23 protein-coding genes are annotated in these 26,914 nt (G+C 51.1%); 15 read left to right on the top strand and 8 right to left on the bottom strand.

What is annotated here, in order from left to right:
• Positions 1 to 5 precede the first annotated feature (5 nt).
• The 3 genes from ACGHM3_RS17060 to ACGHM3_RS17050 all read left to right on the top strand — a co-directional run bounded on the left by ACGHM3_RS17060 (position 6) and on the right by ACGHM3_RS17050 (position 3,496).
• Positions 6 to 1,232 carry an acyl-CoA dehydrogenase family protein gene (locus ACGHM3_RS17060; protein ID WP_345425513.1) on the top strand — a complete coding sequence of 409 codons (1,227 nt, stop codon included), beginning with the start codon at positions 6 to 8 and terminating at the stop codon, positions 1,230 to 1,232.
• A gap of 12 nt (positions 1,233 to 1,244) precedes the next feature.
• Positions 1,245 to 2,276 carry a phosphotransferase gene (locus ACGHM3_RS17055; protein WP_345425510.1) on the top strand — a complete coding sequence of 344 codons (1,032 nt, stop codon included), beginning with the start codon at positions 1,245 to 1,247 and terminating at the stop codon, positions 2,274 to 2,276.
• 251 nt (positions 2,277 to 2,527) lie between these two features.
• Positions 2,528 to 3,496: an IS5 family transposase gene (locus tag ACGHM3_RS17050; protein WP_273033597.1), complete on the top strand. Its 969-nt coding sequence runs from the start codon at positions 2,528 to 2,530 to the stop codon at positions 3,494 to 3,496.
• A gap of 730 nt (positions 3,497 to 4,226) precedes the next feature.
• Here ACGHM3_RS17050 and ACGHM3_RS17045 read toward each other — a convergent pair.
• Positions 4,227 to 5,171 carry a hypothetical protein gene (locus tag ACGHM3_RS17045; RefSeq protein ID WP_345425500.1) on the bottom strand — a complete coding sequence of 315 codons (945 nt, stop codon included), beginning with the start codon at positions 5,169 to 5,171 and terminating at the stop codon, positions 4,227 to 4,229.
• 198 nt (positions 5,172 to 5,369) lie between these two features.
• Here ACGHM3_RS17045 and ACGHM3_RS17040 point away from each other — a divergent pair, with 198 nt between their 5' ends.
• From ACGHM3_RS17040 to ACGHM3_RS17005, 8 genes are all read left to right on the top strand, one after another.
• The gene (locus ACGHM3_RS17040) at positions 5,370 to 5,966 is read left to right on the top strand and encodes a recombinase family protein (protein ID WP_345425497.1); all 597 of its coding nucleotides are present in this window, start codon (positions 5,370 to 5,372) and stop codon (positions 5,964 to 5,966) included.
• A 27-nt stretch (positions 5,967 to 5,993) separates the two neighbouring features.
• The gene (locus tag ACGHM3_RS17035; protein ID WP_345425494.1) at positions 5,994 to 7,595 is read left to right on the top strand and encodes a class I SAM-dependent DNA methyltransferase; all 1,602 of its coding nucleotides are present in this window, start codon (positions 5,994 to 5,996) and stop codon (positions 7,593 to 7,595) included.
• A complete protein-coding gene (locus ACGHM3_RS17030) occupies positions 7,585 to 8,895 on the top strand; it encodes a restriction endonuclease subunit S (protein WP_345425491.1) in 1,311 nt (436 codons plus the stop codon). The genes ACGHM3_RS17035 and ACGHM3_RS17030 overlap by 11 nt, the downstream gene beginning before the upstream one ends.
• Positions 8,892 to 9,596: a hypothetical protein gene (locus ACGHM3_RS17025; protein WP_345425488.1), complete on the top strand. Its 705-nt coding sequence runs from the start codon at positions 8,892 to 8,894 to the stop codon at positions 9,594 to 9,596. Before ACGHM3_RS17030 ends, ACGHM3_RS17025 begins: the two co-directional genes overlap by 4 nt.
• Before the next feature lie 70 nt (positions 9,597 to 9,666).
• On the top strand, positions 9,667 to 10,383 hold the full coding sequence (locus ACGHM3_RS17020) for a DUF3800 domain-containing protein (protein ID WP_289083343.1): 717 nt from the start codon (positions 9,667 to 9,669) through the stop codon (positions 10,381 to 10,383).
• Entirely contained in the window at positions 10,376 to 10,885 is a 510-nt protein-coding gene (locus tag ACGHM3_RS17015; protein WP_345425476.1) for a hypothetical protein, read from the top strand. Before ACGHM3_RS17020 ends, ACGHM3_RS17015 begins: the two co-directional genes overlap by 8 nt.
• A 171-nt stretch (positions 10,886 to 11,056) precedes the next feature.
• Positions 11,057 to 14,200, top strand: a complete 3,144-nt coding sequence (locus ACGHM3_RS17010) for a type I restriction endonuclease subunit R (protein WP_345425473.1) — start codon at positions 11,057 to 11,059, stop codon at positions 14,198 to 14,200.
• A gap of 9 nt (positions 14,201 to 14,209) precedes the next feature.
• Positions 14,210 to 15,007, top strand: coding sequence for a hypothetical protein (locus ACGHM3_RS17005; protein WP_345425471.1), 798 nt, complete (start codon positions 14,210 to 14,212; stop codon positions 15,005 to 15,007).
• Here ACGHM3_RS17005 and ACGHM3_RS17000 read toward each other — a convergent pair.
• The 5 genes from ACGHM3_RS17000 to ACGHM3_RS16980 form a co-directional block, all read right to left on the bottom strand.
• Entirely contained in the window at positions 14,933 to 15,250 is a 318-nt protein-coding gene (locus ACGHM3_RS17000) for a GIY-YIG nuclease family protein (protein WP_390517298.1), read from the bottom strand. The genes ACGHM3_RS17005 and ACGHM3_RS17000 overlap by 75 nt on opposite strands.
• Entirely contained in the window at positions 15,243 to 16,541 is a 1,299-nt protein-coding gene (locus tag ACGHM3_RS16995; RefSeq protein ID WP_390517296.1) for a hypothetical protein, read from the bottom strand. Before ACGHM3_RS16995 ends, ACGHM3_RS17000 begins: the two co-directional genes overlap by 8 nt.
• Positions 16,542 to 16,544: 3 nt before the next feature.
• Positions 16,545 to 16,994, bottom strand: coding sequence for a helix-turn-helix transcriptional regulator (locus ACGHM3_RS16990; RefSeq protein ID WP_345425465.1), 450 nt, complete (start codon positions 16,992 to 16,994; stop codon positions 16,545 to 16,547).
• Between the two features lie 9 nt (positions 16,995 to 17,003).
• Positions 17,004 to 18,185: a tyrosine-type recombinase/integrase gene (locus ACGHM3_RS16985; RefSeq protein ID WP_345425462.1), complete on the bottom strand. Its 1,182-nt coding sequence runs from the start codon at positions 18,183 to 18,185 to the stop codon at positions 17,004 to 17,006.
• 205 nt (positions 18,186 to 18,390) lie between these two features.
• On the bottom strand, positions 18,391 to 20,304 hold the full coding sequence (locus ACGHM3_RS16980) for a PhoX family phosphatase (protein ID WP_345425458.1): 1,914 nt from the start codon (positions 20,302 to 20,304) through the stop codon (positions 18,391 to 18,393).
• A 285-nt stretch (positions 20,305 to 20,589) separates the two neighbouring features.
• Between ACGHM3_RS16980 and ACGHM3_RS16975 the strand changes: the two genes are divergently transcribed.
• Genes ACGHM3_RS16975 through ACGHM3_RS16965 form a run of 3 tightly spaced genes read left to right on the top strand, consistent with a single transcriptional unit; the run spans position 20,590 to position 23,847 of the window.
• Positions 20,590 to 21,525 (top strand): DUF808 domain-containing protein, encoded by a 936-nt coding sequence (locus ACGHM3_RS16975; RefSeq protein WP_345425455.1) that lies wholly within the window; start codon positions 20,590 to 20,592, stop codon positions 21,523 to 21,525.
• Between the two features lies 1 nt (position 21,526).
• On the top strand, positions 21,527 to 23,182 hold the full coding sequence (gene rmuC, locus ACGHM3_RS16970; RefSeq protein ID WP_345425454.1) for a DNA recombination protein RmuC: 1,656 nt from the start codon (positions 21,527 to 21,529) through the stop codon (positions 23,180 to 23,182).
• 17 nt (positions 23,183 to 23,199) lie between these two features.
• The gene (locus ACGHM3_RS16965; RefSeq protein ID WP_345425453.1) at positions 23,200 to 23,847 is read left to right on the top strand and encodes a hypothetical protein; all 648 of its coding nucleotides are present in this window, start codon (positions 23,200 to 23,202) and stop codon (positions 23,845 to 23,847) included.
• Between the two features lie 7 nt (positions 23,848 to 23,854).
• Here the strand turns inward: ACGHM3_RS16965 and add are convergent, their stop codons facing one another.
• The gene (add, locus tag ACGHM3_RS16960; protein ID WP_345425450.1) at positions 23,855 to 24,856 is read right to left on the bottom strand and encodes an adenosine deaminase; all 1,002 of its coding nucleotides are present in this window, start codon (positions 24,854 to 24,856) and stop codon (positions 23,855 to 23,857) included.
• A gap of 131 nt (positions 24,857 to 24,987) precedes the next feature.
• The gene (locus tag ACGHM3_RS16955) at positions 24,988 to 25,638 is read right to left on the bottom strand and encodes a YceH family protein (protein ID WP_345425448.1); all 651 of its coding nucleotides are present in this window, start codon (positions 25,636 to 25,638) and stop codon (positions 24,988 to 24,990) included.
• Between the two features lie 297 nt (positions 25,639 to 25,935).
• Between ACGHM3_RS16955 and ACGHM3_RS16950 the strand changes: the two genes are divergently transcribed.
• A complete protein-coding gene (locus tag ACGHM3_RS16950) occupies positions 25,936 to 26,907 on the top strand; it encodes a hypothetical protein (protein ID WP_345425445.1) in 972 nt (323 codons plus the stop codon).
• Positions 26,908 to 26,914: the final 7 nt, after the last annotated feature.

Genomic DNA, 26,914 nt, shown 5'->3' with positions numbered 1-26,914 from the left:
CAAGCATGTTTCAACACAGTGAGAAGTCGCAAAAACTTTTGGCCACATTAAAAACGTTTATGGCCGAACACATTTACTCGAATGAGCAAAAATACGCCCATGCATTGCACAGCGCAGAAAACCGCTATGCGCCCATGCCGTTGATGGATGAGTTAAAGGCCGAAGCCAAAGCGGCGGGCTTGTGGAATTTGTTCGTACCAGAAGATCACGCCGAATATTGCGACCATGGTGGATTGTCGTTTTTTGACTACGCCCCCTTGGCCGAGGAAATGGGCCGAGTGTTGTGGTCGCCGGAGGTATTTAATTGCAATGCTCCGGACACCGGCAATATGGAAGTGTTTATGAACTTTGGCACAGCCGAGCAAAAAGAGCGTTGGTTAAAGCCCTTGTTGGCCGGTGAGATTCGCTCTTCCTACGCCATGACAGAACCTCAGGTTGCCTCCAGCGATGCCACCAACGTGCAACTGGAAATCAAAAAAGAGGGTGACGAGTGGGTGTTAAATGGCCGCAAATGGTTTATTACCGGCGCCATGAACGAACGCACCAAAATTTTTATCGTCATGGGCAAAACCGATCCTAATCATAGCAGCCGCCACTTGCAGCAATCTCAGGTGTTGGTGCCCAAGGGTACGCCGGGGCTAACCATTGTGCGGCCGCTTACCACGCTGGGCTACGACGATGCGCCCATCGGACATGCCGAGCTGGTGTTTGAAAATGTGCGAGTGCCAGCAGAGAATATTTTACTGGGTGAGGGCCGTGGTTTTGAAATCGCCCAGAGCCGGTTGGGCCCCGGCCGTATGCACCACTGTATGCGGTTAATCGGCACCGGTCAGCGCGCCTTGGAGCTGGCTTGCCAACGGGTGGAGTCCCGTACGACCTTTGGCCGTAAATTAAGTAAGCATCAATCCATTCGAGAGGAAATTTCGCGCAGTTTTTCCGATATCGAAATGGCACGCTTGCTAGTGCTTAAAACCTGCCATCAAATTGATACTCATGGCGTGCAGGCCACTCTTGATATGATTGGCGCAACCAAAACCAGCGTGCCGTTGATGATGCAAAACGTGATCGACCGCTGCATGCAAATGCACGGTGCCGGTGGCTTAACTGAGGACTACTGCATGGCCGAAGGCTTTAATTACGCTCGTTGGTGCCGTCAGGCCGACGGCCCGGATCAGGTGCACCAAATGGCTCTGGGCAAACAAATTATTCAACGTTACGCAGAATCAAAATAAACAGGTGACGCAATGAGTACCGCCAATCAAGCAAGCATACAACTGGATACGCAAACCCTGGCCGGCTATCTAGAGCAAAATATTCAGGGTTTTAAAGGCCCGCTTACGGCGGAGAAATTTGCCGGTGGCCAATCCAACCCCACATTTTTGCTCACCACCGCCAGCGGTAAATACGTGTTGCGCCGCAAGCCACCCGGTGAATTACTAAAATCTGCCCACGCTGTGGACCGCGAGTTTCGGGTGATGGCAGCATTGACCGAGACGGATGTTCCGGTGGCCAAAATGTATCACCTGTGCGAGGACGACAGCGTAATAGGCAGCATGTTTTATGTTATGGAATACATAGACGGTCGCGTGATGTGGGACCCGGCCTTGCCTGAGCAATCCAACGCGCAGAGAGCGGCTATTTACCAAGAGATGAACCGTGTACTGGCTGCTCTTCACTCGGTGGACGTTGAAGCCGTGGGCTTGGCTGACTACGGCAAACCAGGCAATTATTTTGAACGCCAGGTGGGGCGCTGGAGCAAGCAGTATCGCGCCTCCGAGACCGAAACTATTCCAGAAATGGAACGGCTTATGGACTGGCTGCCCCAGCACATGCCCGCCGACGACGGCAGAGTATCCTTAGTGCATGGCGATTTCCGGTTGGACAATATGATGTTCCACCCGCAAGAGTCTCGCGTATTGGCCTTGGTGGATTGGGAGCTATCCACGCTGGGTCATCCTTTCGCCGATTTAGCCTACCAATGCATGCAGCTGCGTATGGATCACGCTGGCATAATGTCGGGTTTGGCGGGCAAAGACCGAGCCGCACTGGGTATTCCCAGCGAGGAAGAATATGTGGCCGAGTATTGCCAACGCATGGGCATTAGCGGCATAGAACACTGGAACTTCTATCTGGTGTTCAGTTTTTTCCGTTTTGCCGCCATTTTGCAAGGCGTTAAAAGCCGAGCGCTGGCCGGCAACGCCTCCAGCACCAAAGCCCTACAAATGGGAGAGCTGGTGGTGCCTTTGGCCAAACTTGCGGTGGAATTACTGGATTAATTTTATTTAATCGCTCATAAAACGGGTTAAGTGACATATAGGTATAGGAAAGGTGACATATTGCAGCAGGTTCCTTTTCTGGAACCACCGGAGCGACCAGCAATGGGGCCTTCCGTAACGGGAATCTCATGCTTTTAGTATGATTTTTGGCCATTGTAGTTGCAAGCTAAACGCACCTTCTAAGGCAACTCTGATTAATTCCGCCGGTGAGCGATAATGCTGACATCACTCACCGGCCCCGAGATTTGAGAATGAAACAACTCTCTCTGACTGATAGCTTCGAGAAACACCGCAAAAAAACCCGTAAGGAACAGTTTCTCGAAGACATGGATCGCATCATCCCTTGGCAGGGATTGGTGGATGCCATCACGCCGTTCTACCCGAATCCACAAGGTGCAGGTCGTCGTCCAATTGGTATCGAGAGAATGCTGCGCATCTACTTCTTGCAACACTGGTTCCAGCTCTCTGATCCCGCCGCAGAAGAAGCGATTTACGATTCCCGTGCCATGCGTCGCTTTGTCGGCATTGATTTGGGTACCGAGCCTGCGCCGGATGAGACAACCATTTGCAAGTTTCGACACTTGATGGAGAAACGTAATTTGGGCGAGCAGTTCTTCCATCTGGTGAATGAGTATCTGAAGGAGAATGGCCTGAAAGTGAACCGTGGCACCATCGTTGATGCCAGCATTATCAGCGCGCCCAGCTCCACGAAGAACAAGAAGAAACAGCGCGATCCGGACATGCGCCAAACCAAGAAAGGCAATCAGTGGTACTTCGGTATGAAAGCCCATATCGGTGTCGATACCGAAACGCGACTGATTCACTCGGTGGCTGCTACTGGTGCCAATGTTCATGACTCTGTTGTTATCGGTAATTTGCTGCATGGTGACGAGGAGCTTGTCTTCGGTGACTCCGCCTACAGCGGAAAAGGCAGTGCCATTCTGGAAGCAGCGCCCAATGCATTGGATTTGACCCAGCGGAAAGGCAGCCGCCACAGGAAGTTGACGGAAGCGGATCGCGAGTTTAACCGTAAAAAGTCGAGAATCCGTGCTCGAGTGGAGCACATCTTTGGCGTGATGAAAGGCCAGTTTGGATTCCGCAAAGTCAGGTACAAGGGGTTGGAAAAGAATAGGCATTATCTCTTTGCCACCTGTGCGCTAATCAACTTGGTCATGGCCAAAGAGCATTTACTGAAACAGCGGGGCACACTACAGGGCTAGTGCGCCCAGAAATTGGGGTAATGTGCGCCTTGCGCGACATTACCATTGAAATACGCGTCGAATAGCGCGTTAACGAGAGAAGTGAACGTCTGATTGTTGAAAATAATTGCCGTCATGTCGATTTGCTTCAATTAATCAGATATTCCCTAAACATAGGTACATCTTTCAAAATCATAGAATTGTGGCCTGAAGGGAATTTCAAAGTGTAGACACTAACTTCTAAAATCAGGGGTCACTCAGCACCATCTGAGTGGCCTTTGCGCCGATTTTCTACCATTTCGTCAAACCGAGCTAGTTGCAAATTCATTAGCCGCCCCGGAAGGACTAGTGACATGATAAATGCCAGTGCCGCTAACGATAGGTAAATTCGCTCAAGCCATATTACGGTGCAATGCTCAGGATATTTATACGTTACTAGAGATGTTGCAAATATGAGGCCCAAAACTAGCAAATATGCAATGAATAGCCACTTATGCCTTATAAGCCGCCTGTACACATTACTCCGCCGTACAGCCTCTGCGCGCCAAGAACGACCACGGAAAAGACTTGGCTCACCAAGCAACGTCATAATCGTAACGAGAAAACCCGCAAGAATTGAAAATACATTTACGATCACGCCTATGGCGTCGTTATTCCCATGTATCAGGGGCTGACCCAGCCATCCCGCAGTAACAGATATGGCAAGTGCCCCAGCGAAAAAACCTATTCTTGACCAATCTACATTCATTCGCTATTGCTCAAGTATGTTGCCTTGTCTCAGCTCTGTATAGTAACTCTCCATTGAGTCCCAAATAGAAATATGACTCAGAGCACCGTCGATCACAGGCACTCTGAAGCCCTTCTGCAGTCGAATGCTCCCAGGCTTAACAGTCTCGCCAGATTGCGTCACTATAGCGAACTCGCTTATTGGCGAATCTGTGTCAGACAAAACAGACTCTGCAACGTCTTCGATAAAGTCCTGAGTATCCTGCGCAGCACGTGTATTACCATTTAAGCGCAGCTCCACGTTAACCAACAGATCTTCCTTAATCTTCTGGTCGGCTATCGAGTCATCTTTCTCCATCAGCGCGTTAAACTCGTCTGATAGCTTGCCAAAAGTTCTTGAAATCCAACTTCCTCGCTCCGCTTCCGGCAAACTAATATCAAACGCATTAGTCGAAAGCAAAATGGATCGAACTCCGTGTTCCTGGAGCAGTTTTACTTTATCCAAGTTGCTAACAGGGGATACATCGAATTCGCGGCCACTTTGGTCCATATCACACTTCTTAAATAGCATGGCCAAGTATTGAATGGCTTTTGCAACATGTATTCCATGACTACAAAAAAGCACATGATGCTGTTGTATTAGCAGGTAGCAATCACCGTCCTTGAACTCTTTCCCAGTTGGTGCAGGCTGAGTGCCCTCGTTGTCCTCAGCAGCTACGGCTTTCGGTTGAAGTGTTGGAGCCTTTTCGCCAGGTACGTACCGAGTCAAATGCAGGTATACACCATGCCCACTGTTTTGCCGATAGTGCTGTATTCGAACAATATCCCCGCCTCCGAAGGTCACTTCCGTATCTGCCACTGTTGGCTTGTTACTTCTTGCCGTTTCAACCAGTGTCTGCAGGTTTTTGGGCTGTTGATTAGCCCTCGCTCGGAGATAATAAACTTTTTTAGTTGTTGTTCTAGTTGCCACGCACTTTTCCTTTAAATCCTTCCATAGCTTTCGCTGCGATAACTAACCGCTCGAGTCTAGAATGCGAGAGTCTTGCCTGAGAATTTAACCACCGTTTTCTTTACATTCTAAGTGCTTGCATTAAAAACACGAAATCCACCTTGTTTGGCGTAAAGAATCTATGTAAAGTAATCTTTGTATAGAAAAGGTACTTTTATTTTGCGAGTCGGCTACGCCAGAGTTTCTACACAGGATCAGAACCCTGACCTTCAGCTAGACGCATTGAAAGCGGCTGGCTGCGAGGAGATTTTCCATGAAAAAATGTCTGGCCGCATCCGCTCTCGCCCAGAGCTTGAGGCCTGCCTGCGTACCCTGCGCAAGGGTGACACGTTAGTTGTCTGGCGGCTAGACCGGCTAGGCCGCTCACTCCAAGATTTGGTAGAAATCGTACACGGCCTTGAAGGTAGAGAAATAGCCTTTCAATCTCTCACTGAGAGTATTGATACCAGCAGTGCCGGAGGACGCCTGGTATTTCACCTGTTCGGAGCGCTCGCAGAATTTGAACACAACTTAATCGCCGACAGGACTAGGGCTGGATTAGCAGCCGCCAGGGCAAGGGGCCGCAAAGGTGGCCGCAAGCCAAAGATGTCGAAGGGTGATATTAAGAAGGCTGCCGCGATGTTGCAGAATCCGGACATTACCAAAACCGAAGTGGCAGAGCATTTTGGCGTTTCCAGAGTGACCTTGAACGCAGCTCTGCAACGCGAGGGCTACCCCGAAAACCCTGCCCAGTTAGAATCCCACACACGATCTTAATAAAAGTCTGACGGAGAAGACAGCACAGTGACCAACGAAGAATTCAAATCCACGCTTTGGAACAGCGCCAATATCCTGCGCGGTTCTGTGGCAGCCGCAGAGTATAAGTATCCCGTATTGGCATTGGTGTTCCTGAAATATGTCAGCGATATATTCAAAGCACAGGGCAAGGTGATTGAAAATCGGCTGGCAGAGCCGGATTCGCCGATGTACGTGGTTGACCGTGATTTGCGCCAAGAGATGGCCGCAGAGCTGGCATCTGACCGAGATGCCTATACACAGGACAATGTGTTTTGGGTTCCAGAAGGTGCCCGCTACGAGGATTTATTGGCCCATATCGCGGCTGATGACCTAGCCCAGCGCTTGGATAAAGCAATGAAGGCTATTGAAGATGAAAACCCGGAGTTGGTGGGCGTGCTTTACCGCGACTTTGGCCGCTTGGAGCTTGAAGCCGGAAAGCTCGGGGAACTGATGAAAGAGCTGGCCAAGCTCAAGTTCGACCCTGCCAAGCATGGCAGCCGTGATATTTTCGGAGAGGTATATGAATACTTTCTTGGGGAGTTTGCTCGATCTGAGGGAGCCAAGGCCGGTGAGTTCTATACGCCCAAGTCGGTGGTTAACCTGCTGGTCGAAATACTCGCCCCCTTTAAAGGAAAAATTTACGACCCTGCTTGCGGCTCCGGCGGTATGTTCGTGCAGTCAATCAAGTTCATGCACGCGCATGAGAAACAGCTTGGCAAAGACGGCGACCTCCCTATTTATGGCCAGGAACTCATGGCTACCACACGCAAGCTGTGCAAGATGAACCTAGCTGTACATGGACTCAGGGGCGACCTGGGGAACACCTACGGAAGCACCTTCACCAACGACCAGCACCCTAATTTGCGCGCCGACTACATTCTGGCCAATCCCCCGTTCAATATTTCTAAATGGGGCGGCGATTCGCTCAGCGATGATCCGCGCTGGCAATGGGGCATCCCCCCAGCGAACAACGCCAACTATGCTTGGCTGCAACACATGGCCAGTCGTCTGTCTCAGCGAGGTCGAGCAGCTATTGTTCTGGCTAACGGATCGATGACCACGCAGACCTCTGGCGAGGGCGAGATTCGCAAAAATCTCATTATCAGTGATTTAGTAGAGTGTATGGTCGCGCTGCCGGGGCAGCTCTTCAGCAACACCCAGATTCCCGCCTGCCTGTGGTTCCTATCCAAGGACAAGGGGGCGGGCGTCAATGGCAGCATCGACCGCAAGGGAGAGGTGCTGTTCATCGACTGCCGAAAGAAAGGCGCGGAGCAACTTTCCCGCACGCAGATCGCCTTCACCGATGACGAGCTGCACGCCATCGCGCTGACCTATCACCGCTGGCGTGGCAGCGCCTTCAGCGACGGACAGGATTACGCCGACGAACCGGGCTTCTGCATGTCTGCCTCAATGGCCGACATGGAGAAGCACCACTATGCCCTGACGCCGGGCCGCTACGTCGGCGCGGCGGACATGGACGATGATGACGAAGCCTTCGAGGACAAGATGGCGGAGTTGACGGCGCGCGTGGCTGAGCGGATGGCGCGTGGGCGCGAGTTGGAAGACGAGATTCGGCAGCGGCTGGCGGGGATTGGGTATGAAATATGAATTCCCTACGAAAGCCCTTGAGGAAGTGGCGGAACTGAAAGGTGGCTATGCCTTCAAGAGCAAGGACTACCGCGATTCAGGAAGATTCGTGCTGCGTACCGTCAACATTTCGAATGAAGGGCGCATCACGAGGGAAGGCGCGACTTTCGTTTCAGAAGAGCACGCCAGAGAATTTGAACGATTTGAACTCAGGACGAATGACACGCTATTCGTCATGGTCGGGGCCACTCTTGGGAAAACCGGCCTCGTTAAGGAAGAAGACCTACCTGCACTGTTGAATCAGAACATGTGGGTGATCCGGGCAAAGGATCGAGTTGCCGATCCCGTGTTTCTGCATTTTGCGTTCAACATTGCAAGCCAAGACTTGCTCGGTTGGGCATCTGGAGCTGCGAGGGAATTTGTCAGGCGCGATGATTATCGCAAGCTAACACTGCCATTCCCCCCTTTGGCTGTTCAACGTGAAATCTCCGCAACGCTTGGGGCCATTGACGACAAAATCGCCAACAACCGCGCCCTGGCCGCCGACCTCGAAGCCATGGCCCGCGCCATCTTCAAATCCTGGTTCGTGGACTTCGACCCAGTGAAGGCCAAGATGGAAGGCCGCACCCCTACCGGCATGGACGCCGAAACTGCCGCCTTGTTTCCGGATGAACTCGTCGAAAGCGAGTTGGGTTTGATTCCGAAGGGGTGGGAAGCTTCCTGTCTCACTGACGCTTTCGAACTGAATCCACGATACACGCTCAAGAAGGGTATGCCCGCACCATACCTAGAGATGTCAAATGTGCCTGTTCGTGGACATGTCCCGGATGAAGTTGTGCCTCGCGAGTTCAGCTCCGGTACGAAATTTCAGAATGGAGACACGTTGCTAGCGCGCATCACTCCATGCTTGGAGAATGGGAAAGCTGCGCATGTCGATTTCCTCAACAACGGCCAAGTTGCCTGGGGTTCGACAGAATTTATCGTGTTAAGGGCGAAACCTCCGGTTCCCTCGTATTTTGGATATCTGCTCTGCCGCCTTGATGCTTTTCGGGAACACGCCATTTCGAGCATGACCGGAACCAGTGGGAGACAAAGGGTTCAACCTGACAGCCTGGCTCGCTGGCGGTTGGCCTTGCCAGGGAAAAGCATCTGTAGGAAATTTGATCACATCATTGATCCATTGCGCGCAAAGATTCGGCAATTGGGAGACGAGTCGCAGGAGCTGGCCCAACTCCGAGACGCTCTACTTCCCCGACTAATCTCAGGCAAGCTCCGCCTCCCAGAGGCCGAAACCGTAACCGGACAGGAGATGGCGGAATGAGAAAATTGCAAAAGATTCACCACGCCTTGAGCCTAGTTCCGTTAGCAAAAGCCGCCACGTGGTTTGTCCTCACACTCTCTGGGGCGGCTGCCTATTTTTCAGCACACAAGTTTTTCGTCACTCATGATGAAGACTTTGTGAATGCATTCACTGGGGCAGCGGCTGTGTTTGCAGCAGCACTGGCCTCGTTGGTGGCATTTCGAGCCGCAGAGTTGGCCGAGGCACAACTACGTCCGTACCCATATCCATTCTTTGATCTCAGAAGCAGAATGGGACTAGTGCTACTTCGCATCAAAAATGCGGGTGGTTCGGCGGCACATGATGTCTACATCGACTGGGAGGAAGGATCACAACCCATAGGTTCCTCAGGTGGCAAAAAAGCCCCAAAGGAATTCGCAACTGGGCGGGGCAATGCGATCCGTTTGCTGCTTCCCGGTGAATCGATAGCTACGATGCTGGATGTTTCGCATGAGGTCGCAGCCGACGTAAAAGACCGTCCTGACGGATTGCGAGGAAGAATTCACTTCAAAGATGAGCGTGGACGAAAGCTTAGCCACCAGTTTCTTATCGACACTACGATATTCAGTTGGGGTCTGAAGGACGAAACCGAAGAGTTGAAGGCGCTTTACAGCATCACCCAGCTTCCGGATCAACTTAAAGAAATTAAGAAATCAATCGACAAAATGCATGCAAAATCATGAACGCGGAACAGATAGTCAAGGTGCTGCGCCGTCCTATCAGGCTGAAACACTTTGAGTCTATAAAGGCACTATGACTGAATCGATCAATATATACTGCGATGAAAGCTGCCATCTTCCTAATGATGGCGAAAAAATCATGGTGCTGGGGGCGGTTGTCTGCCCTGTAGACAAGGCCCGTGAAATTGCGGTCAGGCTCCGGGAAATCAAGCAGGATCACGGATTCGCCCCTTCGTTTGAATGCAAGTGGAACAAAATATCTCCCGCCAAGGCGGCCTTTTATCGAGATTGGCTAGATTACTTCTTCGACGACGATGACTTGTCGTTTAGGGCTGTTGTTGCAGATAAAACTTGCCTCAATCATGGCGCGTTTAATCAGGATCACGATGACTGGTATTTCAAGATGATGTTCCGGTTACTAGAACCCATCATCAAGCCACAGACCGGCCATCGAATATACCTCGACAAGAAAGATACCCGAAGCGCCAAGAAAGTCAGTAAGCTCCACGACGTGCTCTGCAATAATCTCTATGATTTCGACCGTGAAATCATAGAGCGCGTACAAGTTGTGGAATCGCATGCCGTTGAGCAACTACAACTATCTGACCTACTGCTTGGCGCTGTCGCTTACGTCAATCGTGACTTGTCAGGTAATGCTGGGAAAGACAGTTTTATTGATCGGCTTCGCCAACGCTCCGGGTACTCATTAAAGGCATCTACACTCCTTAGAGAGCCAAAATTCAATTTATTCCTGTGGCGCGGCCAATCTGGAGCCTATCTGCATGAGTGATAATTGGCTGCCGGACTTAATGCTCTTCTCGGATTTTAACGGCGACTGGAATGAATATCTTGAAGCGCTGCATTCGGCCTTTGAAAAGGACTTTGTTACATCAAAGCCGAAGTGGCTGAATAAGCGAGTCGGCTTGAAGCGTCACCCTGAGTATGATGGAAAAAGTGCCACGTTTTGGCACATGATTTCTGAAGGAAGCTCAGAGGAAGATCGGACACCTGATTTGCGACGTTGCGAGCATATCCGCTGGCCCAGTCCAATGATGGAGGAACACGATGAATTACCTCCAGGTGAATCAAAAGCGAGAGTTATCTGGTGGGCAGAAGAACGCCGCAACGAGACCAGAGTTTTACTGTCATTTGAGGACTTTAGCTATCTGATGGTTGTCGCCGACCGAGGAGATTATGTACTGCCTTGGACAGCCTACCCAGTGGAAAGAGGGCATCAACAACAGAAGCTTAAGAAGCGATATGAAGCATTTTGGAAGACCCAGAAAGGCTGAAGCCGCCCCAGGGGACGGCTTCGTAACTCCTTCAACACATGGTTGATGAGCTGAGCGCACTGTAATTTAAGTGATAATTGATGTCAATGCGGCTTACCCGTACGGAATACTGGCTTTTCAATACTAACATAATGATAATTAAGTATATTTTAGAATTATGGACGCATTCTAATGAAAGAAGATCATCTCGAATCTCTGACCCTGGAATGGCTTGAGGGGCTAGGATATGCCTGCCTGACCGGTGAGGATGTGTCGCTTGGTGGCCCCGAAGAGGCCCGCACGAAATATACCGAGGTAGTGCTCCGGCCACGTTTAGAGAATGCTATTGCACGCTTGAACCCCGGCATACCGGCAGCGGCTCAGGCCGCCGCTGTATCCCGCCTGGCTGATTATTCGAATCAGTCCGTCATTGATGGCAACCGTGAAATTTATGGGTGGCTACGCGGTGGCGTTGAGGTAGAGGTTGTCGGTAGTGACGGTCATCGAGGAATCGAGCGCCTGAAAGTTTTCGACTTTGAAAATCCCCTTAGCAACGATCTGTTAGCCGTGCAGCAATTCACCGTTCACGGACAAAACATCCGCCGCCCCGATGTGGTGATCTTCATCAATGGTTTGCCGCTCGTCGTTATTGAACTTAAGAACCCAGCAGACGAAAACGCAGACATAGAGTCGGCCTACAACCAGATTCAGACCTACAAGGCCGATATTCCGCAGCTATTCCATTACAACCTCTTAAACGTACTCAGCGACGGCATTAATGCTCGCTATGGCTCTGTGACCGCCGATTTTGCCCGGCATGGCTACTGGCGACTCATCAACGATCAAAAGAACACCGACAACACCTTGATGGAACTGGAGGTGCTGGTAAGAGGCCTTTTAGCGCCGGAAACTTTGTTGCGCTACTTCCGTGGTTCCGTGGCTTACGCAATCAGTGACGGGTCTCCATCGGTCAAGGTAATAGCCCAGTGGCACCAATATCAGGGGGTCAACAAGGCCGTTGCCCGCGCTGTTGACGCACTTGAGAACAAGAAGGATGGCAAAGGCGGTGTTGTTTGGTTTACCCAAGGCTCAGGAAAAAGCTTTCTTGCGGTGTTTTATGCGATGGCATTGCGTGACCACCCTGCCTTTCGTGCCCCGACTATCGTTGTTGTAACAGACCGTATTGACCTGGATGACCAGTTATACGAGACGTTTGCAGGATGCAGTGAATCACTGAAAGCAACACCCAGAAAAGCGGAAGACCGGGACGACTTGCGGGCCATGCTTGCGGAAACGGAAGTTGGTGGATTGTACTTCACCACTATCAACAAGTTTGCGCCCAAACAAGGCGAGAGCCGAGTACCGAGTCTCTGTGATCGAGAGAACGTCGTCGTGATTGTAGATGAGGCTCACCGAACACAGTACGGCATCACTGCGCAAACTGACACAAAGACCGGCGAGCAGAAGTACGGTTTGGCAAAGCACATGCGCGATGCTTTACCAAAGGCTATCTACCTTGGCATGACAGGAACTCCAGTATCACTGGATGACCGCGACACCGAAGCAGTTTTCGGTTCGTACGTTGATGTCTATGACATGCAGGCCGCTCAGGAAGACGGCGCGGTAGTCCCCATTTCCTATGAGTCGAGGGTTATTGATCTCAGCTTTAACGAAGCCGAACGCCAGGCTTTGCAGGATGAGTTTCTTGCCAGCGCTGAAGCCGAAGATGTCGAAGATAACAATCGCACCGTCAGCCGATTAACCAGGCTAGAAGCCATTGCCATGGCAGATGGCCGACTGGACACGCTTGCAAATGATCTTGTAACGCACTGGGAGCTTCGCAGGGAGACGATGCCTCAAGGTAAGGCCATGGTAGTGGCAATCAGTCGAGAGGCCGCTGTACGGCTGTACGATGCGGTCTGCAAACGCGCTGGTGAGGGCTGGGACAGTAATGAACTAACCAAGGGTAAGATTAAGGTTGTAATGACCGGCAAAGCATCAGACCCGGAGCATTTTCAACGACACCAGACAAAAGCACACGAGCGTGATCTATTGAAAAAGCGCCTGCGTGACCCCGATGATGAACTGGAGATGGTGATTGTTCGCGATATGTGGCTGACCGGGTTCGACGCTCCGCCCGTCAACACACTCTACGTAGATAAACCGATGCAGGGCCACGGACTGATGCAGGCGATTGCCCGTGTAAACCGGGTATGGAAAGACAAACCCGGCGGCTTGGTCGTGGATTACATTGGCCTTGGCGAAGAACTTAAGAAAGCGATCAAGACCTATACTCGCGATGCTAATAGCGACAAGCCCCCAGTTGATGTCTCCGGCGAGGCGTTGGGCATATTGCTCGACACCATAGACGCTATTCGCAAGACATTCTTTGCCGGGTTTAATTACGAGGGCTTCACGGATGCCAAAACGGCTTTGAAACTGCTCGGCCCAGCAATGAACCATATTCTGACTCAGGCCCAGAAAAAGACTGATGAACAGGGCAATGATAAACACGGCTGGTCGGTAAAATCCTACCTGGACAGTGTTGCCAAACTCGGCAAAGCGCAAGCCTTGGCAGGCACCCTTAAGGAAGCTTTGATACTTCGTGAAGAAATCGGATTTATGCAAGCCATTGCCGTATCGCTACGTAAACACACAGCGGCAGGCAAAGGCCGTTCGAAAGCTGAAAAGGAAGCCGCTCTGCGACAACTTGTGGCCAAAGGCGTTATCGTAGAGGGCGTAACCGACTTATTCGGCACATTGGGAATAGATAAACCGGATATAGGCTTGCTCGATGAAGAATTCCTCGAACAGATACGCGCCATGCCGGAAAAAAGTCTGGCGTCAGAACTGCTTGAGCGGCTGCTCAATGATGCGATAAAAGCCCGTGGCCGTAAGAACGCCATGCAGGAAACAATGTTCGCAGAAAAGCTGGAAGAAGCGATTAACAAATACCAGAACCGTGGCCTCCACACTGTAGAGATCATCGAGGAGATGATCAAACTGGCCAAGGAGCTGAATGCTTCAAAGCCACCTGATGATCTGTCTGATGAAGAATGGGCCTTCTATCAAGCATTAGCCGTAAACGAGTCAGCAGTGCGCGAACTGGGTCATCCTGTATTGAGGTCGTTGGCTGTCAAACTGACAGACCAAATTCGTAAATCTTCCACCATCAACTGGCAGAAACGTGGTGATGCACGCGCTCGGATGCGGTTAATGATCAAGGTTCTGTTGAAAACGCATAAGTATCCACCGGACGATGCACCTGACGCCCTTGAGCGGGTTGTTAACCAAGCTGAGAGGCTTTCAGACGACTGGGCCTTTGAGCAACCTTGAGGGCCAACCGTGGCGATACTGAGCTATCTTCTGACGGGAGAGGAATCCAATCTCGCGCAACGCACTACTACGCAGGCTCGACTTGGACAGCTTCAAGTAGCCGTTAAACGCGATGGTGTCGAAAACCCTACTCAGGTCTATTCAGAGCTGGTTGCAAATCGACTTGCTCAGTTTCTCGGCCTACCCGTAGCAATTGGTGTGGCTGCTCGCGATGGCGTTGACCCCAGTATCTCTCTTTTCGCCAGCTTGTGGGTTGCGGATCACGACGCCCGTGTTTTCGACTTTACTGAGGCTGAACCTGACCCAGACGCGCCGCCAGCACCCGACGGAGCTTTCAATGAATCCGGCTTCTACTGGGAGTTCAAACGCCTATGTGAAAGGCATCCGATAGAGGCTGCGCAACTCGCGGTCTTTGATCTGTGGATTGGTAATGAGGATAGAGACCTCAATATCAAGGGACAGCTCGACGAGGGCAAAGACAACGAGCCAAATATCTTGTTTGCCTTGGATCAGGGCAATTCACTGCTCTCCTGCGGGCTGAACGTCAAGGATTCCTTGGCTAAGCTAGGATCGCCTGATTTCCCAACGCTGCATCCCATGAAGGGCTTGCTTGGCGGCTTTGAATGCGGGCAAATGGTTGAGAGAATCAATGCCATGCCAGACTGGGCGTTGATTTCAGCCATTGTCTGCGGAGTTCAGGTCGGGTCTGTTACGCCCGATGTTCAGTATCAGTTATACGACATACTCGACGAGCGACGGAAACTGCTCAGCGAGCTTGTGCAGCGGATACTCCTCACACCACCGTGAAGCTAGCAACAATTTCTGTGAGCGCCCTAAGCGTTTTATTTGATATTCAAGCTGCATCGCTTCAACTTTGCTGGGAAAAGCTTTTGCCGCTAACAACTGCTCTGGTTGGTTAAGGCGAGTAAACATCGCTCCAGTGCCGTTTTGATGTTTGGAGAGACGCGCTTCTAAGTCGGGTGTGACACCTGTATAGACTCGACCAGTCCGGCAACCAAGCAAATACACAAACCAAACACGGCTAGTCATCGTTATTCCCGAGAATTGCGCGATTGCGGGCAGCAACGAGGTCGTGGCTAACCAGGCTGTGAATATCGGCTGGAACAAGGAACTCCATTTCTGAAATAGTCTGTTTTGATACTCCCGTTATCGCAGAAAGTGTTTTTCGGTCGAGCTGACCCTCGTGCATAGCGGCGAATATCGCAGAAGACCTCAATAATGTTGTTTCATTTTGAAATATTTCCGTGCCCATTCGGTGCCGTTTGATGACTGAATGCATTACTGGCAAAGCTGGCGCTTTGGCAGGATTCTTATATGGCCAAGAGGAGTCGGCAGCTTGCGCTAAGGATTTCATTATCGGCGCAATACTTTTCGGTAGAGCAAACCAGGCTTCGGCGGGCCGGATTACTAACCGCCCTTCTGAATTAATGGTTATGCAATCCAAGGTGAGGTCATAGGCAGACTTGGCAGTTAATCCAAGTTTAGCCACAAGCCAAAACAGTAAATATTGCTCAGGAGACAGCCGCTTTCGCGCTTCACTCAAGCGCTCTTTTAATTCATCTGGCTGCACAATGGGAATCTGGCGAGTCTCGCGAACCACTTTCCCAGCTTTCTTGGGCGGGCGACCTCGCTTGACCTTGAAGGCATTACCACTATCGATGAAAGATAGGAAAGTTCTCAGTTTCCTTTGTGCGACTCCGGGACGAGTCTTTGCAAATGCAACCCGGTCGCTCATTTTCATAGCGTCCCACCGAGTAATTCCATTTTTTGCGAGGAAATCTGCCAGGGCGATTGGTTCCACCATGCGCCGTCGCAGTGTTGTTGATGCACGCGAGTGGCCGTTTTCGATGCGAGTATTTAGCCTGCGACGATTTTTATCCTCCCATTCTTTGAGGCGACCCAGCAGCCCTTCTGGAAGATCGGGATAACGAACCGGCTGTAGTGGCTCAACAGCAATTAGCTCACGCTCGCGATACGTCGTTAAAAGCCAGTCGCGCAAACCATCAGAAGCGAATTTCAGCAATGACCACCGCTCCTCAGAGGAAAGCCCAGAAACATGCTGTCGAGCTACGTTCTCATTGACTGTAGCGGCTCCTTGCAAACCACGCAGCAAATGGTCGCGAAGTTCTGCGGATGTTGGATTAGGCGGTTTACGCAGAGCCATAGACTCTGCAATGAGTTTGATCAATCCCTCTTGCTCGAACCAGCAGTCTCCGCCAGGGGAGGCCTTCTGGTGCTGGCAATTTCGCACTCTATACGCACGACGATGCGATTCGACCGTGAATAACCCAAGGCAAATTTGGCAGATTGCTTCAGTCACGTTTTACTTTTCTCGCTTGCGTATACTTCCAGCATTCTGGTGGGAGACCCTGCCTCCAACCAGCTCATCTTCATCATCAAAATCATCTTGTTGCTGACTTGCCGAGTCAGCATTAGTTGCCGGACTCTCTTTCGAGGTAGCAGAATCCGCCTCAATGATATGCCCAAATTCAAAGGGCTTTTCCCGCCGAGTCAGATTGCGAATATCATCGGCAGTAGCGTCGGTGATCTCAATCCGGAACAAATCATTTGGAAGACACTGCAATTCATTACAAAGCGCTTCAATTAAGGACAGCGAGTACGCTGGTGTTTCCTGCTCGATCTGACGCGCCAGTGATGTGCGTGTGATGGAATAGTCCTGATTGTTTTTCAATCGCTCCGCCAAATCCTTCCACATCGTAATATCGCGGCTAGCCATTGTGGTTCGCACATTGTTTTTAAGTGTGATTTTCATAGGCAGTCCTTAATAATCATCTTCGTCCTCTTCATCTTCAAACCAGCCAGCTACATCATAGTCCGGATTCAAATGCGCTCCGGCATTAAGCGGGTCAGGATGATAGTAATGAAGTGTCGTTGCGAGGTTTTTATGCCTCATATATTTTTGCGCCACATCCGGTGAATACAAGGGTGCCATCAGAGTACAGCCTGTATGCCGAAGTGTATGGGGAGTCATTTTCTGGGGCGTCATTACAGCCATTGAAAGCTCTTCTAGGCGCTTCCTGAAGCTGCGAGGATTCAGAACATTCCCGCGTTCAGAAAAGAAAAGCAAGTCAGCAACAGCGTAGGTTTTCCCCTTGTAAGAAGTCAGACCGTTATTTTCCTCTTTTCGAGAACGGCGAAGCAATAACTTGGGACGAACCTTTTCTATGTAAAGAATAAGCAATCGGTAAATTGCCTCATCGCGCATGGGAATTGTCCCGGTCACTTTATTTTTTCCGGAAACGGTAAGCGCACCATACTTCCCAAATTTCTCGCGCATTTTGGGGCTCGTATGAGGACTAAACTGCTTTAGGGTAAGCGTGACCAGCTCAGATACGCGCAAAGCGAAATGTATTGCGAGGTGAAACATCACTCTATCGCGGATCAATGCGTAATAAGCCTTGCTGCGGCGTTTCTTTGCGATGCTGATCATGTGCAGCAATTCATCTTCTATTTTGTCGATAAATTCAGGGGTTAAAGCCCAGCCTTTGGGCGTTTGGTCACTTTTGGCTCGCCGAACTGGAATGCAGTTTTGATCGTCGATAAATTCTTGTGGCCGCTGCCCGGCGGCTACAGAAATTTCGTTAGCCACATCCTGCATCAACATATACGCTTGGAAACTCCTCCAAGCTGAACCGTATGCCGCGACAGTCAATTCAGCCAGTGGAACTCCGTCTCGCTCGTTCTGCCGGAATGCCAGAAAATCGACAACATCCTTTTTTCGCAGCATCCAAGGCGCTTTACCTGTGAAAGAGAGAAGCCGCTTCACCGTTACAAGATAACTGTCAGCAGTAGAGTTTTCTGTTTCACCCATCAGGGAGATTTTTGCATGCCAGTCACTCACCAGGTTTTCGGCGATAGCGCGATGCTTCTCCGTCAAACCTGCAAACGAATCCCGCCCTTCTTTAAGGGGGTTCTCGTTGTTAAGTGACAAAATTGTGGGCATCAAATGACCTCTACGGGCAACTTATGCACACAGTATACGACGGATGAGCATGGAGTGCAAGTATTGCACTTTATGTTTGGGTTAGAAAGTGGATTACTCACAAACCACCTCACGGAGTGCAAAATATGCACTTATAGGTGGTCTATATGTAATAAAAAAAAAAGGCCTCACGATGGAGGCCTTTTTTACAGCGCTATCGGTACATTTAAGAGCCGATGATGCCGCCGTCTTTCTTGGTGATTACGATGGTGCAGTCACGAGGAATGGTCATGTAATCGCGTGGCGCTGGGAAGTTAGTTGCGGCTGGGTCACCGTTACCAGGGTGCTGCATGTTGATAAATGCAGTGCGCTGGTCTGGAGTGATGGTGAAGCCGGTGATCTCATCGCTAACAACGCCCATAAACAAACGCTTAGGCATGGCGTTTTTGTTGGAGGTGTCCAGTACAGTCAGTTGATCCTGTAGGCCATCGTCCTGGCCGCCGTCGGTGCCGATGAACAAACGGCCGTAGGCGTCGGCCCAGGCTGCGTCTGGTGAGGCAAAAGAGCCTTCGGTGCCGCTGGTGGAAGACGCCAACATAAAGATTTCCCAACGGAAACTGGTGTTCACGTGGCCGCCGGTGGTTTTAATGATGTGGCCGTGGGTGTTTGGTGTTTCTGGGTTGGCTGCGTTGGGCTCTGTACGCTGGGAGTTGTTGGTCATGGTCCAGTAGACTTCGCCGTCTTTACCAACGGTGGTCCACTCTGGACGGTCCATTGGGGTGGCGCCCAACAAGTCGGCAGCGATACGGGCGTAAATCAGTACTTCGCCTTGGTCGGCAAAACGCTCGGCCAGAACGGGGTTTTCGATGGTTAGTTCCATCCACTCACCGGTGCCGTCGTCATTGAACTTGGCAACGTATAATTTGCCTTCGTCCAGTGGGCTCACACCACGCGCTTCGCAGTTTTCAATGCTGCGATCAGAGATGTATTTGTAGCAGTAGTTAAAGCGCTCATCGTCACCCATGTAAGCGGCAACACGGCGGTCGGCGGCAACGCCAATGGCGATGGCTTCGTGCTTAAAGCGGCCTAGGGCAGTGCGCTTAACAGGCGTTTGAGTGGCATCGAAGGGGTCGATTTCCATAATCCAACCAAAGCGGTTGCACTCATTGGCGTAGTCGTCATCGGAAAGATCAAAGCGCTTGTCAAAGTTGTACCAGCCGTAGCCAGAACCGTTTTCAGATAAACCGTAGCGCTCTTGCTCTTCGGACAGAACCATTGGCATGGAGGCGCCAAAATAACCGTTGAAGTTTTCCTCACAAGTGAGGTAAGTGTCCCAAGGAGTAGGGCCGCTACCGCAGTTGTTCAAGGTGCCCAGAGGTACGTTACCGGCGCCATTTTTCAGCAAGTCAGATTTGGCAGCAGGGCCTGAGAACATAAACGGCGTGTTGGCATGAATACGACGTGATTTTTTGTCTTTAACGTTTTTCCAGCCGCCTTTACGCTTAGCGATGGCAACCACGGATACGCCCATGGCGTGTTGCATACGACGCACGTCGTCTAGGTTTTCGGGAGCACTTTTGCCCAGTACGTGGGTGTTGCTACCGTATTCGTGGTTAATACACAGTACGCCGTGGGTGGATACAAACTCGTAGCCTTCAATGCCGTAGCCTTTTTTAGCATCGCCTGGGTAGAACCACATGCCGTCGTGGCCAACACCAATTTGCAGCGCAGCGTCTTCTGGGCTTGGGCGAGTGTCTGGGTCACCGGCCCATTCTTCACAGGCGCCTGGCTCGAGCGGGGTGCCCCAAGGAATCAGTACTTGGAAGTCGTAGTCTGGAGATATAACAGGCCAGGTTTGGTCAACCGCATTGGCCGCTTCTAAGGTTACTGGTTGAAACCCAACCAACTCACCGGAGTCGGCTTTCTGTGCAGAGCTGCTCCACATATTGGCCAACGCGCCCGGCGCAAAAAAACCAGCAGAGGCAGCGGTGGCTGCGGCGGTACCTTGCAGAACACTGCGACGAGACAGGTTCACTTTAAGCACGTCGGCAAAGGTACGGTTGTTGGTTTTATTGGTAGTAGGGATAACGTCGTCGTGAAGCATTGCTTCTGTTTGTTTTGGGTTTTCAGGCTGACTCATCGGTTCACTCCATGGTGTATTAGTTCTAAATCCGCCCATAGCCTAAAAACCGATTGTTACAACTTGATTGCGACTTTATGAACAGTCTGTGGCGCGTAAATTATCATTTGCAAAGCCAACCCTCTAAACGCAAATAACCGTCTCCAGTCATAGGCTCCAAATGGTAGGGCTGGTTTTGTACGATTGCTGGATTACTATGGGCCCACCCCAGGGCGTGAGAGAGCCACTGGCGCTATGGCCAGATAAGAATGGTATAGTGGCGCCATTGCAAAAGGAGATAGGACTATGGCATTTGCAGGCTTGCTCGCGCTGCTGGACGATATAGCAACGGTGCTGGACGATGTATCGGTGATGACCAAGGTAGCCGCTAAGAAAACCGCCGGCGTTTTGGGAGATGACCTAGCGCTAAACGCAGAACAGGTGACCGGGTTAAAACCCGAGCGGGAACTGCCCGTGGTTTGGGCTGTGTTTAAAGGCTCTGTAATCAACAAGTGCATCTTGGTGCCGGCGGCGTTGTTAATCAGCGCTGTATTGCCCTGGTTAATAACGCCACTGCTAATGGTGGGCGGCGGTTACCTGTGCTTCGAGGGCTTTGAAAAAGTATTCCATAAATGGCTGCACGGGCCGAAGGACGCGGCGCACGAAGCCCGCAAAGAGGCATTGGCCGACCCCAACATCAACTTGGCAGAATTCGAAAAAGAGAAGATCAAAGGTGCTGTGCGCACCGATTTTATTCTCTCGGCTGAGATTGTGGTTATCGCGCTAGGCGTTGTAGCCGATGCCAGTTTTAGTGTGCGTTTGGGCGTGGTTGTGGCCATTGCCATTTTAATCACCCTGGCAGTCTACGGTTTGGTGGCCGCCATCGTTAAGCTAGACGACCTCGGCTTTTACCTCTCTGAGCCAGAAAAGAGCAGCTTTAGCAATAAATTGGGCCGCGGCATTTTGGTGGTTTGCCCCTATATCCTTAAAACCCTAACCATTGTTGGTACCGCGGCCATGTTTTTGGTGGGCGGCGGCATATTGCTGCACGGTATCCCCGGCGGCCACGACGTTATCCACGTGTTGGAAGAGTGGGTGCACAATTTGCCTTTAGCCACAGTGATGGAAGTGATCTCCGGTATGTTGCTCAACGCCGTGGTCGGCATCGTTGCTGGTGGTGTACTGGTAGGCATCAAAACCCTGGTGGATAAAATACGCGGTGGCAGCGCGGAGGCCCATTGATTTGCCAGTATTAGACCAAACGCAATGGCTGATTTTAGGCGGTGGGCTGTTACTGCTGGTTATTACAGGGTGGCTAACCATTTGGTTGGCCCGCCGGGGGTTAAAATCCCAGTTAAGCCAAGCCGAACAGGCTCAACAGGCGCTGCAGCAAGCACATGACGAGCTGCAACAAGAGCAGCAATCATTGCAGCACAGCCACAATGAGCTTAGCCGCAGGTTTGAGCTGCGCGGTGTGCAAGCCGGCCATTTAAAGCAACGATTCGACGAGCTAAAACTGCGCGAGCGGGCCTTGGCAGACAAAAATAATTCCTTGGCCGATAGCCGCCAAACTGCACTGGCTGATATCAAGGGCTATCAAACCCGGGTGGACAACCAAGCGGAGAGAATCGCCAGCCTGGAAGCACAACTAGAGTCCGGCCAGCAAAAGCTGGAAGCCCTGCAAAAGCAATATTCACAATTGAGCGAAGACAACGTAGCCCTATCTAGCTCGGTGGCCGAGCGAGAGCGCAGTCTCAAACAACAGCAGGTGCTGTTTGAGCAACAAAAGCAAGACTTAAGCGAGCGCTTCCAATTACTTGCCAGCGAAATATTGGATAAAAAATCCGAGGCATTAGCAGCGCAAAACAACGTGGGGTTGCAGTCGGTTATTAATCCCTTTCAGCAATCCATAGACGCCTTTAAAAAAGAGGTGCAAGACATACATCACCGCGAAACCACCCAGCGCGGGGAATTAAAAAAAGAACTGGAACAACTCAAAGCCCTAAATCAACAAATCACCACAGAAGCCCACGAGTTGTCCACGGCGTTACGCGGGCAAAAAAAGTTGCAGGGCAACTGGGGCGAATTAGTACTGGAAAACGTACTGGACCGCTCGGGCTTGCAGCGGGGCAAGGATTACGAACGAGAAGTTTCTTTTAAAACCGAACATGGCCACCAGCGGCCGGATGCCCTGGTGTATTTACCGCAAAATAAACACCTTATCATCGATGCCAAGGTTTCGCTCAATGCCTATACCCGCTATGTGAATAGTGAGCACGAAGCTGAGCGTGCCCTGGCCTTAGCCGACCACGTCCAAGCCATGAAGGCCCGCATTCAAGAGCTGGCCGAACGCGAATACGATAAAATCCCCGCGCTAAATTCGCCCGAAGTGGTGTTTATGTTTGTGCCCATTGAATCGGCCTTTGTCGAAGCGCTTAAAGCCGATGAAGATCTATTTCAAACGGCGTTACAACAAAATATTCTTGTGGCTACTCCCACCACGTTATTAACCAGCTTAAATATCGTGCGTCAATTGTGGCGATTTGAAGATCAAAACAAACACACCGCAGCCTTGGCACAAAAAGCCGAGGGGGTATTCAACAAGCTGAATGCCTTTCTTAAGAGCTTCGATGGGGTCAAGAAAGGCTTGGATAAAGCTCAAGAATCCTACCAAAAAGCAGAGGGGCAGTTGCTCAGTGGCAAGGCAAACCTGGTGAAACAAGTGGCCGACTTCAAACACCTGGCGCCGTCCATTAAGCAGGAGTTGCCGGAACATTTCACTGATAAAGCCGAGCTGGAAGTAGACTTTGTGGCTAATCAACCTGAGCCAGAAGACGAAAGGGAAAACGCCCGCTCCACGGTGGTACCGCATCGCTTTTCGCAGCGTGATTCGGATTGACTCTAAAGTACGCTGGTATGCATGAAAAATTAGCCGTTTTTCAGGGTTTGCTCTACACAATCGCCATTCAATGGCGTTCTCACTATAAGCCTCTGGAATTGATGGCTATCTTGGTATTGATTGCACTGTTTTCCTGCCAAGCCAGTGCGGCTCAGGAAAACAGTGCGGCTTCACATAAGATAGGTGAACATGGCCTAGATGAGAAAACAACCAGTGCTGGGTTAGAACCTGCCTGTTATCGTGCTTCAATCGGCAAGTTGGATGCCAGCGGTTATCCCACTCTCAATCCTAATCAAAATGCTTATCTGATCGCCTGCGCACTGGAAAATCATGTCGCACCGCTTAGCCTCGTAAGTGGCGGGAGCCCTTCGGACGAATCTGAGTACAACAAGGTTAAAACCCGTAAGGCGATTGTACTTAAGCAATTGCTGCGCAGGGATATCGACGCCGACTATAAAAGCGAATCCGGTTCCAACCTTTTGGTGTCGTTATCAAAGTCCAATATAGCGCTACTGGATCGCTTGGAAATTGCAGCAAGTCTCCTTGAAAAGGGCGTCGATCCGATGGTAAGGAATAATAACGGCTACAACGCAGTTGACTATGCCCAGTCAAAGAAAGCTATTGCTTTGGTGCAGTTGTTTAAGGAGTACATAGCCAAGCAGTAGGCACCGCTTAGCAAGTTTCTAATTCCGCCAGTTTGCTCAAATAGCCGTTCTTATCCGTTGGTTCCAACCAACTAACTTCAAAGCTGTTTTTCACCAGTTGCAGTATCTCGCTTTGGCTAAAATTGCCGTGTTCTACCAAGGCTTCAAAGTTGTCGTTTAAGTAGGCTCTGAAGTAGGCTGGGTCGTCGGAGTTGATGGTGGGCTTCATGCCTTTTCGCAGCATGCTGCGTATTTCATCGGTGGTGTAGGTTTGTACCACAAATTGGTTGGATACGGGGCAGATGGTTAAGCCAAGTTCTCGCTTGGCGATCTCTGCGCACAGAGCATCGTCTTCCAAGCTATTAATGCCGTGGTCGATACGTTCTACATCGATGTCGTTTAGGCATTCCCATATGTGGCTAACGATATCTTTCTGGTTCACATCGCAATGCATGGTGAGCTTATAGCCCTCTGCGCGGGCGCGATCAAACACCGCTTTAAACTTCATCGGCGGGTTGTCTTTTTCATCGCTGTCCAGTCCCACGCCAATAATCCAGTCTTTGTAGGGGAGGCTTAGCTGCAGATGTTCCATGGCCGATTCCGCGCTCATATCGCGCAAAAAGCACATAATTAAATTGGATTTCACGCCCAGGTTTTGTTCCGCGTCCTGCTGGGCACGGTGAATGCCGTTGATAACTGTAGCGAAGCTTATGCCACGGCTGGTGTGGCCCTGGGGGTCGAAGAAAGGCTCCACATAGACAATGTTGTCGGCGGCGGCTTTTTCGAAATAGGCGTAGGTCAGCTCGTAAAAATCCTGCTCGGTTTGCAGGGCGTGCATGGCCTTGTAATAGAAGGTTAAAAACGAGGGTAGGTCGTGAAAATCGTAGGCGGCGACAATGGCCTCCGGCGATTCGTAGCCTAGCTCTATACCATTGCGCAGGGCCATGGCGAAGATATGCTCGGGCTCAAACGTGCCTTCGAGGTGCACATGAAGTTCGGCTTTGGGGAGTGAGGCTATAAAATTGCGCATATTTGCGGGTCCAGTCAACAACCCTGCCGCCTGGAGTAGTAATTAGACGGCCTCAGGGTTTCTCTTTGGTGAGTTCAGAGTTGATGAACAGCAAGCGCTATGCCATTAGGGCCCAGGAGGCAGTTGTTGGATCACTCCTCTTCCGAGGAATCTTCTTGTAGGTCTAATTGGGCCATCACCAGGGCCAGCTTTCTTTCCAATACTTCTACCCGCTTCACCAGCTCGGCATTGCTGGCGGTGGCTGAGCCTGCAGCGCTGGCGCTCGGCTCTGGCAGGCTCGATAGATCGATTTCACCGCACAGCAGGTGCATATAACGGTCGTCACGTTGGCCGGCTCTTTTGGCAATACGCATAATCATGGGCTGAGATTTATTGCACAGCGTCTCTAACAGTTCTTCCATGTCGGCAATGCCGTCAAACTCTGCCATGCGCTGGCTGCGCGTGAGCAGGTCGCCGGCGGTTTGCGGCCCGCGCAGTAACATAATGGTCAATATGGCCTGTTTGCGTTTATCCAGCCCCAATACCCGAGATAACTTCTGGTGGTAACGCTCGGCGCGGGAGCCGTATTCCACCTCAACCAGTTTGTTATTACGCAGCTCGTTTAAGCTACTTCCCACTTCGCCGCTGCTGTAACTGGAGACCGGTTCACGACTGGTTTTTTGGTTACAGGCGGTAACCAAACTGTTCAGCGTTAGTGGGTATTGGTCCGGGGTGGTGAGTTGTTTTTCCATTAAAACGCCCAGTATTCGGGCGTCAATTGCGCTGAGTAGTAGATCCTGCATGGTCATATCCTGGCTGGTTGAGTTCTAACGATACCACCAAATTCGAAGCCTAAGCCCACCAATTCTTTCCCCATTAAGGCGAGTACTCCGTTTCTTGGCAGTCGCATTAAAGCCTACATTCGGTTCAGATACGAACCTGCTGGTAATGGCGGGCGATAGTTTGGTGCTGTGCGGTCTCATTTTGATATGCTACCGGTGGCATAGTAGTTAGCATATCCGGTTGGCATGTTAGATGGCATACGAGACGGCGCCAATTACATTGGGAAGGGCCCAAATACAAACAGGACAATAAACATCATGGCTAAAACTATAACGAGAATCGTAGCGCGGTATCGGCACCTCAATCAGCGAGTAGGTCTGTACTTGGGGGGGCTGCTCTTGGTGGTGATGGCCGGTGGTATAGGCTGCAGTACCAGTAAGCAGGGCGAACTACAGGCAAAGGAGACTTCTGTTATCACTCAGTTATGGCAGCAGAACCAGGGCTTGGCGGTACCGGAGTCGGTTCGGTTCGACCCGCAACGCTCGGTTCTCTACGTCTCCAATATTGCGGGTGAGCCCTGGGGAGACGATGGCGTAGGTTATATCTCCAAGCTGTCACTCGGAGGCGAGGTGTTGGAGGATAAGTGGGTGCAGGGCCTCAACTGCCCCAAGGGGATGGTCATTCACGAGCAGCAATTGTACGTCACGGATTGCGACGATTTGGTCACGATTGATCTAGTAACCGGCGCAATGATAGATCGCCTAGCACTGACCACCACCGGCCAGGTTAACGACGTCAGTGCGAGCCCCGGCGGTGTGATATACGCCACCAACTCCAAGGAGGGCATTATTTATCGCATTGAGGCGGGTAGGGCTACGGCCATTTTGCAGGGGCGCGTAAAACTAAACGGCGTACTCTGGCAGCCCGATGGGCTGTATTTTGCTGATAACGGAGCACTCTATCGTTTAAATGATGGCCGTCTGAATGAAGGCCGGGTAAATGAAGGGCAGCAAAATGAGGAACGGCTGGAAGAGAGCAGAGTAACGCTGATTGCAGACGGCATGGAAGGGGTAGTGGATGGCATAGAACGCCTAGACGAACACCGCTGGCTGGTGTCTTGCTGGAAGGGCAATCTCTATTTGGTTAGCCAAGGCCACGCTCAAAAACTTCTCACCAACGGCACCAGTGCGGCGGACCTGGGATACGATTCGAAAAACAAGATCATTTACCTGCCAGGATTTTACGACAACACGGTAACGGCGTATCAATTAACCATTGGCGACGATTAAAACGTTC

This window comes from Halioxenophilus aromaticivorans, assembly GCF_042850945.1.
Taxonomy (GTDB): Bacteria; Pseudomonadota; Gammaproteobacteria; order Pseudomonadales; family Cellvibrionaceae; genus Halioxenophilus; species Halioxenophilus aromaticivorans.
The sequence above is the reverse complement of the archived record's forward strand: the minus strand, read 5'-3'. Positions and strand labels throughout refer to the sequence as shown.